The sequence below is a fragment of the Paenisporosarcina sp. P5_A11 genome (genome assembly GCF_056400705.1).
Genome location: NZ_JBFUKT010000099.1, coordinates 1 through 11,510, shown reverse-complemented (window position 1 = coordinate 11,510; position 11,510 = coordinate 1). Strand labels below are relative to the sequence as shown.

The window sequence follows — 11,510 nt, the reverse complement described above, 5'->3', positions numbered from 1 at the left end:
GTTTAATTAAACCGAAAAAACAGCAAGTACATTCGATGTGAAAATCGGTTGTACTTGCTGTTTTAGTGTAGTTTTTTTTGCAACCTGAACGTTTACAAATCTTTAGCTTTGAATGTATCTCCACCTTCAATCGTTCCAGAATCATAGCCTTTTTTGAACCAGCGCATACGTTGTTCTGACGTACCATGTGTAAAGCTGTCTGGAACTACATAGCCTTGCGTTTTCTTTTGAATGTTGTCATCTCCGACAGCACTAGCAGCTGTTATGGCTTCTTCAACATCTCCTACTTCCAAATACCCTTCGCCCTCTGCATAATGTGCAAAGACGCCAGCATAGTAATCAGCCTGTAATTCAAGTCTGATTAAATATTTATTAAAATCTTCTTTACTCATTTGATCTCGGAGAGCCATGACTTCTTTGTTAGTACCTAGTAATGTCTGAACATGGTGTCCTACTTCATGTGCTATTACATAAGCCATAGCGAAGTCACCAGGTGCTTCAAATTTTTTATTCAGTTCATCATAGAAACTAAGATCGATGTAAAGCTTATAATCTCCAGGACAGTAGAACGGTCCTACTGCAGATCCAGCTGTTCCGCATGCTGATTGAACTTGATCTGTATACAAAACCATTGTCGGTTCTTGATAATCTGTTCCATTTTCTTTGAATAACTCAGTCCATACTTTTTCAGTATCCGCAAGCACTACCGAGACGAATTGAGAGAGCTCTTTTTCATCTTTTGATTCTTCATAAGGAGCGGAGTTATTTGTATCAGTACCTTGAATATTATTCAGTATATCGCCAGTATTTCCACCGCCCAGTAAAGTCACGATGATGACGATGACTAAGCCAATACCACCTCCGGCAATGCCTAAACCTCCAGCTCCAATACCTCTACCTCGACGATCTTCTACGTTTGTACTTTGTCCTCGACCCTTCCACTTCATGACAATTCCTCCAACCTATCAAATATCCTTAGTTAAAAACAAATACTTATTGTCGTTATTCCCTAGAAATAAAAATAATAATCCTATATTTAAAACAAAAAGAAAAAGCATGCTCAAATGAACATGCTCGAAAAACTTGATAGTGGAAAAGGGAATTAATGACTATATTTTAAAGCTTTTTTCGAACCAAAAGAGTGACACTTTCTATTTGTGCAGTTTGTGKGAACATATCAACTGGTTGAATATATTCAATGTCATACACTTTGCGCAACTCGCTCAAATCTTTCGCTAATGTCGACGGATTACATGATGTGTAGACAAAGCGTTTTGGACGGACATTTAATATGGTTTTTAACAAACTATCCGCTAATCCAGTTCGTGGAGGATCCACGGTTAATACATCCGGTACAAAACCTTCACGGCTCCATGTTGCAAGCCATTCTTCCGCCGTTCCTGTTTCATAAGTCGCATGTGTAAATCCGTGATTTGCTGCATTTTTCTTCGCATCATAAATGCTATCACCGACGATGTCCATGCCCCTAATTTCTTTTGCCTCATTAGCTAGCCACAGACCAATCGTACCAACACCACAATATGCATCCACAACTTTTTCTTGACCAGTTAAAGCCGCCGCAGATTTAATTTCGTTATATAAACGAACAGTTTGTGCAGGGTTTAATTGGAAAAAGGCACGTGCTGATAAATCAAAAGAAAGTTCACCTAATTCTTCATGTAATGTTTTTTTGCCATGAAGCACAATTGTACGCTCTCCAAATATTAAAGAAGTTTGCTTTGGATTAACATTTTGAACAATCGACACAACTGCTGGATCGATCGCAATCAATTTATCAATAAGTAGCTGGCGTTTTGGCAATTCAGCAAGCGTTGTAATAAGTACCAACTGGATCTCACCAGTTTGAATACCAGTTCTTACTACAATTGTTCGCACTAGACCATTGCGTGTTTCTTCATCATAGATTGGAATTTTCAGCTTTTCTAATATGCGTTTTACTGCATTAGTTATGCGTGTTGTGTTCGGGTGTTGGACGATACATTCATCAATGTTTAGTAGCTGATGTGTACCTTCTGCAAAAAGGCCTGCATGAACTTTGTCTTCAACTTTGCGTACTTGAAATTGGCTTTTATTTCGATATTGCCATGGGTTTTCCATGCCTATTGTAGGCCGAACATCAATGTTTGATGCGATATCTTTAACATAACGTTCAAGAGATTGCACAATCATATCGCGCTTTTCGATTAACTGTTGTTGATATGTCATATGTTGCAATTGGCATCCGCCGCACGCTTCATATACTGGGCAAGGTGCATCTTGTCGGTGAGAGGATGCTTTACGAATTTGAAGAATGTTTGCTTCTGCAAAGTTACTTTTGACGACTTGTACTTGAGCCGTTACTTCTTCTCCTGGTAATGCGCCTTTAACGAAGACCACATTGCGCTTAAAGTACCCAATGCCTTCTCCGTTAATTCCTAGGCGCTTAATTGTTAATGGGAATTTTTGACCTACTTCTATCATTGTTTGTTGTGACAAAATGTATCCACGTCCTTTACTACTGGTGATTACAGTATATAGGACAGACGAGTTAATGGAAAGACAACGGGAAATCGTTTGTACCATTAACTAATGAGTCTAAAGATGAAAATGTATATCCTTTTGCTTTGGCATCTCGAATAAAGTCAGGCAAAGCAGCTGCATTGTCAGGGGAGACTGTGTGCATCAAAATGATGGCACCTGGATGAATTTGATTCATTAAATGGTTGTAAGCATAGGCTTTGCCAAATGTGCGATCTCTATGCCAATCAATAAACGCTACCGACCAAAACATATGACGATATCCAAGTTCATTCCCATAAGCAAGTAATTTTTCACTGAAAACACCTTCAGGGGGACRTACAAAACGTGTTTTATTAACACTTGTTTTTTCACCGAGTAACTGATCGAATTTTTCCCATTCATTTTTCATTTGAGCTTCGGATAAATTGGCCATATTCGGATGTCCATACGAATGATTTCCAATTTCATGGCCTTCCTTAATCATACGATTTACTAAATCTGTAGCACTTTCAACATAATGACCTGTGAGAAAAAAAGTTCCTGAAACTTTTTCTTTCTTTAAGGTATCTAGGATGGAAGCAGTGTAGCCATTTTCGTAGCCATTGTCGAACGTCAAGTATAAGATTTTTTCATCAGGAGAACCTTTATAAAGTGCGCCATATTTTTTTAAGAGCTCATCAAATGTACTGCCAGCTTGGGCTGGTTTTTCCTGAGCTCCTCTCTTAAATCCCCAGTTCAAGGATTCAGCTTCCACTTGAAACGGATTTAATAAAATGCCGACAGTTAAAATTACACATGAAACAACAATTCCTAATAAATGTTTTATCCACATAAAAACGCAACCTTTCTTTTACGATAGGTTGCGTTTTCTAGAAAATCTTATGCATATATATTTTTTAGTGCAGTAGGTAAATCAGGATAAGTAAATTTAAATCCATGTGTTAACAACTTGTCAGGCATTACTCGTTGACCTTCTAGCACTAATTGACTCTTGTCTCCAAGGACTAGTTTTAATGCGAAGGAAGGAACAGGAATCCAGTGTGGACGGTTTAATATATCTCCCAAAATCTTACCGAAATCATTCATTTGTTTCGGATCTGGAGAGGTAACATTAAATGGACCTTTAAAATCCTCATTTTCTATTGCATAGAGTAAAGCTTTCGCAACGTCTGATACGTGAACCCAGGATACCCATTGATTTCCTGAACCGACTTTTCCTCCAACCCCCATTTTATAGGGTAGAGACATTAAGGGAAGTGCACCTTCATCTTTACCAAGAATGATGCCAAAACGACCACAAGCCACTCGAGTTCCGTTTTGCTCAGCTTGGGATGCTTTTTTCTCCCATTCCTCAACTGTTTTGGCAAGAAAATCCGAACCTCGTGAGGAAGATTTTTCTGTATAAGTTGCATGTTCAGATGGAGGGTAGATGCCAATTGCACTTGCATTTACAAGAACAGTTGGTTTTTTTGATACTGCCTCGAATATACGAAGGACTTCATCTGTAGCTTTCATTCTACTGTCATAAATTTTTTGTTTTTGTTCTTTAGTCCACCGACCCTCATTAATGGAGGCCCCAGCTAAATTAATCCAAGCAGCCACTCCATTTATCTTATCTTCAGGTTTATCACCGTCACCTAGCCATTTCACCATATGTACTAAATCATTAGATGGCTTAGAAGATCGCGTCAAAATATATACTTCATGACCGTTTTCGATTAATAGATTGGTAATCTCTTTACCCACAAAACCGCTACCACCAGTGATTGCTACTTTCATTTTTGGTCCTCCTTCATCGTATATGTTAATTGTATAATACCCGTTCTTAAGTAAGTGTACTCAAATGAATGTGCCAACAATAATGTGTATACTTAGTATGAAGAGAATATGAGGTGAGTTAAGTGGCAATTATCACAAAAATAACACGTCAAAAAAATAATCCTGAACGTTACAATATTTATATAGAGGAAAAATATGCGTTTGCAGTAGACGAATCACTGCTTGTAAAATACCAATTATCGAAGGACAAGGATCTCGAAGACTTTGAACGCGATGAAATTGTCTTTGACGATGAAGTTCGTAAAGCATTCAATAAAGCGCTTGATTTTTTAAGCTTTAGAATGCGTAGCGAACATGAAGTGAAAAAGAAATTGCTCGATGCAGAATACGGAGAAGCTGTTGTTTTAGAAGCCATTCAAAAGTTGTACCATCTTGGATTTTTAAATGATGAATCTTTTTCAAAGGCTTTGCTCGAGACACAAAAGAAGACAAGTCAAAAGGGACCACGTGCTATACAACAGGAATTAAAGAAAAAAGGAATCGAAAAATCGTTACAAGAGGAAGTGCTCAAAACGTATACTGAAGATGACCAAACTGAAGTTGCACAAGGATTGGCTGAAAAAATTGCCAATCAACAATCATCTAAAACCCCAAGACAAGTAAAACAAAAAATTCAAGATACCTTGTTGCGCAAAGGGTACTCATATGCGATTATAAGCAAAGTAATTGAAGGAATTGAATTTAATACTGATGAAGATGAGTGGGAAGACATGATTGCCGAACAAGGAGATAAAATTTGGCGGAAAGTTTCTGTTAAATTCACAGGTTATGATCGTAAAAATAGAGTTAAACAAGCCCTGTATCTAAAAGGGTTTCCATCTGAACAAATCGAAATGTTTATTGAAAAAAAGGAGTTAGAAGAAGATGGCGATTGAAAAAAAATATAGCCAAATGATTGAATCAGAGTTGCGACAAGAAATTGCTGATTTGCTTGAAAAAGCAAGGAAAGCTAGTCAACTTGGATATGTAAATGAATATGCCGTGTTAGAGCGAAAAGCAATTATGGCTCAAGCCTATTTAGTGGATCCTTCACAGTTTGTCCCTGGTGAAGTATATCGAATAGAGGGAGACCCAGGCGTGTTTTTCCAAGTCGATTACTTAAAAGGTAGGTTTGCTTGGGGTTATCGTATGGGTGGAGATAAATTTGCTGAGGCATTACCTATCTCCATGTTGAAATCTTTAAAGGAGGGGAAATAAGATGGCCGAAAAAATAGAAGAACGAATTGAACAATTGGTGCAGGAACTTGCGGAGAAAAACGAAGCGTTGTCAGTCGCTAAAGCACGTGTTTGGGTTGAGTTATTATGGTCAGACTTTGAATCATCGTATGCAAAAGCAGGTTATGATTACAAAGGTGCCGAAGTAGCAGAAAAGGTAATTCGTCAATGGATTAATAGCTATGGCGATCGCATTCATGAGTTTGCTGGAAATAATCCAAAATATGCTCATTTACTAAAGACTGAGGACGATTCTTTACAATAGGCTCTGTTGAACTATAATGCTTTTTATCGTACATTTGCGCTAGCCGCACGTTCCGCATGAGCCAACAAGTATGAAAACTACGTACTTGTGGGTCTCAAGCTTCACGCTCGTGCTGCATGCTAGGCGAAAATGTACTCTTTCATTGGTTCACTTACAAATTAAAAAGTACACGACAAGTAGCGTCGTGTACTTTTTAATTTTAGAATGTCTTTTCTAATTGGGAATGAAGTCTAATTTTTTATGAAGCTTGTCCTCACTGAAAATCCAACCAGTATAAGAATTAAGAATTTCCAAATCTTCATTTAAATGAGCAACTGCAACAAATGGATAATAATCGTTACTGCGGTAGCGTAAATCAATTAAACGAACTTCGTATACATGCTCATGTTCTGTAATTTCCCATCGATAAATCGGAGAAAATGATATAAAAGCTTGCAAATTTTTATCTTTTAACGCAGCTTTTACAAGTGGTGAATCAGGAATTTCTTTACGTTCAAATCGATCATAAATATTAATCGAACGTCCATATGCTTTTCCTACATAATGATGGGTTTGTGAAATAGCAGCAATTCGCCACTGGAAAAATCGAATAGTTGGTGCAATAATGATTTCTTCAGCACTTGGAATAGTATTCCTAACAGCATGTCTAACAGCATGTTGGACAGCGAATCTGAGTAAATAATAGAAGAAAATTATTCCATACATTAATAGTACGGTGAAAACCGAATTTGCACCAAAGGCCCAGAAAAGCAAAGCAACTATGTGTAATCCGAAAATAATTGGATCAAAAGTGTTTATCACTCCTAGCGCAACCCATTTTGATGAAAAAGGTCGCAGAGCTTGTGTTCCATAAGAATTAAAAATGTCGACAAACACATGTAAAAATACAGCTAAGAATGTCCATAACCACAGATGCAGTAAATCTGCTGCTGGTACGAATAAGTGAATAGCGCCTGCAATCGCTAGTGGCCATAACAGTACAGCAGGAATGGAATGAGTAATGCCACGATGGTGGCGGATATAAACTGCATTATTTCGTAATTTTAAAACTGTATCAACATCTGGAGCTTGTGAGCCTATAATGGTTCCTGCTATAACGGCTGTTGCAGTCACTGAATGGTTTGCAACCACCGGATCAATCATTGCAAGTCCGCCTAAAGCAATCCCCATTACTATATGAGTACCTGTATCCAACTTTTTCAACTCCTTCGACGGAGAATGTCCGAATAATTTTGTTCATCATAAGGTAATTTTGTTAAAATAACAACGGACTAGACTTCTTAGTTTGATTACTAGCTATAATTTGGTATACCCGAAATGCATAGCAAGTAATCAACAGAATGTAGGTGTATAATGAGTGAATTTAATAAAATCACATTTCGAAAATCCTTAATTGAATGGTACAAGGAAGAAAAGCGTAATCTACCTTGGAGGGAAACCTCTGATCCCTATAAAATTTGGGTATCTGAAATCATGCTACAACAAACGAGAGTAGATACAGTCATCCCTTATTATAATCGCTTTATTGAAGCTTTCCCTACAATGGAAGAATTAGCGAATGCTGATGAAGAAAAACTCTTGAAGCAATGGGAAGGATTGGGCTACTATTCACGTGCAAGAAATCTGCAAGCAGGTGTAAGAGAAGTTGTTGAAACTTACAACAGTGTAGTCCCTGAGACTAGGGATGAAATTTCTACATTAAAAGGTGTAGGACCATATACAGCTGGAGCTATTTTAAGTATTGCTTACGGCAGACCTGAACATGCAGTTGATGGCAATGTAATGCGTGTATTATCACGTGTACTTCTTATAAAAGAAGATATAGCTAAACCAAAAACAAGGAAAATTTTTGAACAAGCCGTTTCTGAAATCATTGATGCCCAAGACCCTTCGTCTTTCAATCAAGGCTTAATGGAGTTAGGTGCTATTATATGTACACCGACATCTCCTAAATGTTTGTTATGTCCAGTACGTGAAAATTGTTCAGCTTTTTACGCAGGAGTACAAAATGATCTACCAATAAAAACAAAAAATAAAAAGACTAAAGCTTTGCACTATGATGTCTATGTTACCCAAAATGACAAAAAACAATTTCTTATGGAAAAAAGACCTGAAATAGGCCTATTAGCAAATATGTATCAGTTCCCAATGATTGAACATGTATTAAACGAAATGGATACCATACCTATATTGCAAGACCGTTATGGTATTTCATTTTCAAAAGAAATTGATTTAGGTCCTTTCAAACATGTCTTTTCTCATTTAACATGGGAAATGAATTGTTTTGTTGGACATGCAATTGAAGAAAGTCTATTAGATACATGCAAGTGGTTAACAATAGAAGAAATAAAAGAAGTACCGATGCCAGTGCCGATGTTGAAAATATGGCAGGCATATATTGAGAGGGGAAATTAATATGACAGCAAACAAAGTGGCTCTTGTCACAGGTAGTAGTAGAGGATTAGGTAAAGCAATAGCGATTGAACTTGCGAAGAATGGATATGATATTGTTGTAAACTATGCACGTAGCAAAACGGCAGCACTTGAAACAGTAAAAGAAATAGAAGCACTTGGTCAAAAAGCGCTCCTTATTCGTGCGAACGTCGGGGACATTGAAAAATTAAGAGCAATGTTTGAAACGATTCGTGAGGAATTTGGCCGTTTAGATGTTTTTGTTAGTAATGCAGCATCAGGAGTACTTCGTCCAGTGATGGAACTTGAAGAATCTCATTGGGACTGGACGATGAACATTAATGCCAAAGCAATGTTATTTGGAGCGCAAGAAGCAGCAAAATTAATGGATCAAGGCGGAAAAATTGTGGGCATCAGTTCTTTAGGTTCAATTCGATATTTAGAAAACTACACGACGGTCGGTGTATCGAAAGCAGCGATTGAATCAATTACACGATATTTAGCTGTTGAACTTGCTGCCAAAGGTATTGCAGTCAATACTGTCTCGGGTGGAGCGCTTGATACAGATGCGTTAAAGCATTTTCCAAATCGTGAAGAATTATTAGATGACGCGAGAAAAAACACGCCAGCAGGTCGCATGGTTGAAATAGACGATATGGTGAAAACAGCGATGTTCTTAATTTCTGACGGCTCAGATATGATTCGTGGTCAAACAATTATTGTTGATGGTGGACGTTCAATCGTCATGTAAAAAACTTTAAAGCATAAAATTTCACTTCCTGCACACATTAATGAGTATGGAGGTGAAATACACATGGCAAATAAAAATAACAGCAACCAACCAACTAACGCAGCTGGAGTAAGAAACCAAAATCAACAATCTGCACAAAAAGCTACACAAGGTTCTTATAATACTGAGTTTGGAGCAGAGTTTGCCCCTAAAACAAATGCTACACAACCACAGGGCGGTACTACTGAGTTTGGAGCAGAATTTGCTTCTCAAACAAATCCAACTGAAGTTAAAAAACAAAATCAACAATCTGCACAAAAAGCATCAAACCGTAACAACAATTCAACAAAATAATGAGTATTTCACTTCCAATCAGCGAGGGCTTAATGCCTTCGCTGATTTTTTTGCTACAGTTTTTACATAGAGGTTGTTATAATGGGTACACAATACAATATATATATTTTGTGCTTTGACGAAAAGGTGGGCTTATCCATGACAATACCAGCAGAAGGAGAAACTATTCAGATCCACAGCTACAAACATAACGGCAAAATCCACCGCGTCTGGCAAGAAACAATGGTCCTCAAAGGGACAAGGAATATTGTTATCGGCGCGAATGAACGAACAGTCGTTACCGAGTCTGACGGTCGCACTTGGTTAACTCGGGAACCATCAATTTGTTATTTTCATGCTGAACATTGGTTCAATATCATTTGTATGTTGCGTGAAGATGGTGTGTACTATTACTGCAATATAAGTTCACCATTCATTTACGATAAACAATCTTTAAAATACATTGATTACGATTTGGACGTGAAAGTTTTTCCAGATATGACTTTTACGATTCTAGACGAAGATGAATTTGAAGATCATAAACAGCAAATGGATTATCCTGAAGCAATCGATTTAATTCTACATCGCAATGTGGAAAAACTTATTAGTTGGATTAAACAGCGTAAAGGACCATTTGCACCGGACTTTATTGAGGTATGGACGAATCGTTATCTATTTCACAAGCAACTTAAAATTAGTGAGTAATGGCGCCTGTTGAATTCCAACAGGTTTTTCATTTTGAAAAGGAAGGTAACCGTATGAGTAGCACCAAAAGATATATGAAGTTTGTTAAACCCTATACATGGCAAATTGTTTTTACAGTTGTCATTGGAATCGTGAAATTTGCCATTCCTTTATTTATTCCGTTACTAATAAAAATCGTCATCGACGATATCATAAACGTTGACACATTGACGGATGCTGAAAAAACACGCCAGTTATTTTATTGGTTAGGTGGAACGGCGCTCATCTTCTTCATTGTGAGACCACCTATTGAATATTACCGTCAATACTATGCTCAATTAGTCAGTAACAAAATATTGTATGATATCCGACAAGAGTTATATGGTCATCTGCAACGTCTAAGTTTACGCTTTTATTCTAATACACGAGTAGGCGAAGTTATTTCACGTGTTATAAATGATGTAGAGCAAACCAAGAACTTTGTGATGATCGGGTTAATGAATTTATGGCTAGACCTAGCGACTATTATCATTGCAGTAGCAATCATGCTGACAATGGATATCCCTTTAACACTCGTAACGCTGTTGGCATTTCCTTTCTATGCAGTTAGTGTGAAATACTTCTTTGGACGATTAAGAGATTTAACTCGAGAAAGATCACAAGCTCTTGCGGGTGTCCAAAGTTATTTACATGAGCGGGTTCAAGGTATGAGTATCATTAAAAGCTTCACATTGGAAAAACATGAACAACAAATTTTTGATAAAGCAAATGGTGAGTTTTTAGAAAAAGCAATTGATCATACAAAATGGAATGCCAAAGCCTTTGCAGTAGTGAACACGATAACGGATGTCGCACCGCTATTGGTTATTGCGTATGCGGGATACCAGGTCATAAATGGAAACTTATCTGTCGGTACGATGGTTGCATTTATTGCTTATATCGAAAGACTTTATAATCCGTTAAGACGATTAGTAAATTCTTCGACTACATTAACGCAAGCATATGCTTCGATGGATCGCGTGTTTGAATTAATGGATGAAAAGTATGATGTTAAAGACGAACCTCATGCAAAAGAAATACCAACTGTTAAAGGTAAGCTTCAATTCGACGGAGTTTCTTTTAGGTACGAAGAAGAAAATAATTTAGTCCTAAATAATATGAATTTCACGGTTGAGCCAGGACAAACTGCTGCATTTGTAGGGATGAGTGGTGGAGGGAAATCCACCATTATTAGTATGATTCCGCGTTTTTATGATGCAACGAGTGGCGCAGTGAAAATTGATGACATGGATATTAAAGATGTAAAAATCAAATCTTTACGTGAGAACATTGGAATAGTATTGCAAGATAACATACTTTTTAGTGACTCTGTCAAAGATAACATTTTAATGGGGAGACCAGATGCTACGGAGAACGAAGTAATTGAAGCGGCAAAGGCTGCCAATGCACATGACTTTATTGTTTCTCTTCCAGAAGGTTACGACACCAAAGTTGGTGAGCGGGGAGTAAAGC

13 protein-coding genes are annotated in these 11,510 nt (G+C 37.5%); 8 read left to right on the top strand and 5 right to left on the bottom strand.

The annotated features are described in order from the left end of the window. Positions 1 to 92: 92 nt before the first annotated feature. From ypfJ to AC1DOS_RS13155, 4 genes are all read right to left on the bottom strand, one after another. Positions 93 to 947, bottom strand: coding sequence for a KPN_02809 family neutral zinc metallopeptidase (ypfJ, locus tag AC1DOS_RS13170; protein ID WP_477537874.1), 855 nt, complete (start codon positions 945 to 947; stop codon positions 93 to 95). Between the two features lie 169 nt (positions 948 to 1,116). After that, entirely contained in the window at positions 1,117 to 2,496 is a 1,380-nt protein-coding gene (gene rlmD, locus AC1DOS_RS13165) for a 23S rRNA (uracil(1939)-C(5))-methyltransferase RlmD (RefSeq protein WP_477537873.1), read from the bottom strand. 52 nt (positions 2,497 to 2,548) lie between these two features. Then, a complete protein-coding gene (locus AC1DOS_RS13160) occupies positions 2,549 to 3,352 on the bottom strand; it encodes a polysaccharide deacetylase family protein (RefSeq protein ID WP_477537872.1) in 804 nt (267 codons plus the stop codon). Between the two features lie 47 nt (positions 3,353 to 3,399). After that, complete coding sequence (locus AC1DOS_RS13155) at positions 3,400 to 4,299, bottom strand: TIGR01777 family oxidoreductase (RefSeq protein ID WP_477537871.1); 900 nt, start codon at positions 4,297 to 4,299, stop codon at positions 3,400 to 3,402. 122 nt (positions 4,300 to 4,421) lie between these two features. Here AC1DOS_RS13155 and recX point away from each other — a divergent pair, with 122 nt between their 5' ends. From recX to AC1DOS_RS13140, 3 genes are read left to right on the top strand one after another with little or no spacing between them, the layout of a single operon-like run. After that, a complete protein-coding gene (gene recX / locus AC1DOS_RS13150; protein WP_477537870.1) occupies positions 4,422 to 5,234 on the top strand; it encodes a recombination regulator RecX in 813 nt (270 codons plus the stop codon). Continuing rightward, entirely contained in the window at positions 5,224 to 5,556 is a 333-nt protein-coding gene (locus tag AC1DOS_RS13145; protein WP_108587807.1) for a YfhH family protein, read from the top strand. Before recX ends, AC1DOS_RS13145 begins: the two co-directional genes overlap by 11 nt. A gap of 13 nt (positions 5,557 to 5,569) precedes the next feature. Then, the gene (locus AC1DOS_RS13140) at positions 5,570 to 5,839 is read left to right on the top strand and encodes a YfhJ family protein (RefSeq protein WP_108587827.1); all 270 of its coding nucleotides are present in this window, start codon (positions 5,570 to 5,572) and stop codon (positions 5,837 to 5,839) included. Positions 5,840 to 6,052: 213 nt separating this feature from the next. On the opposite strand, the gene AC1DOS_RS13135 is transcribed toward AC1DOS_RS13140, so the two are convergent. Next, complete coding sequence (locus tag AC1DOS_RS13135; RefSeq protein ID WP_108587808.1) at positions 6,053 to 7,033, bottom strand: metal-dependent hydrolase; 981 nt, start codon at positions 7,031 to 7,033, stop codon at positions 6,053 to 6,055. 159 nt (positions 7,034 to 7,192) lie between these two features. Between AC1DOS_RS13135 and mutY the strand changes: the two genes are divergently transcribed. The 5 genes from mutY to AC1DOS_RS13110 form a co-directional block, all read left to right on the top strand. Continuing rightward, on the top strand, positions 7,193 to 8,254 hold the full coding sequence (gene mutY, locus AC1DOS_RS13130) for an A/G-specific adenine glycosylase (protein WP_477537869.1): 1,062 nt from the start codon (positions 7,193 to 7,195) through the stop codon (positions 8,252 to 8,254). A 1-nt stretch (position 8,255) separates the two neighbouring features. After that, entirely contained in the window at positions 8,256 to 9,002 is a 747-nt protein-coding gene (gene fabL / locus AC1DOS_RS13125) for an enoyl-[acyl-carrier-protein] reductase FabL (protein ID WP_108587810.1), read from the top strand. 63 nt (positions 9,003 to 9,065) lie between these two features. Further along, the gene (locus tag AC1DOS_RS13120; protein ID WP_477537868.1) at positions 9,066 to 9,335 is read left to right on the top strand and encodes a gamma-type small acid-soluble spore protein; all 270 of its coding nucleotides are present in this window, start codon (positions 9,066 to 9,068) and stop codon (positions 9,333 to 9,335) included. Between the two features lie 138 nt (positions 9,336 to 9,473). Then, positions 9,474 to 10,019 carry a nucleoside tri-diphosphate phosphatase gene (ntdP, locus tag AC1DOS_RS13115; RefSeq protein ID WP_108587812.1) on the top strand — a complete coding sequence of 182 codons (546 nt, stop codon included), beginning with the start codon at positions 9,474 to 9,476 and terminating at the stop codon, positions 10,017 to 10,019. 53 nt (positions 10,020 to 10,072) lie between these two features. Then, positions 10,073 to 11,510 (top strand): ABC transporter ATP-binding protein (locus tag AC1DOS_RS13110; protein WP_477537867.1); only part of this gene is annotated, 1,438 nt, incomplete at its 3' end.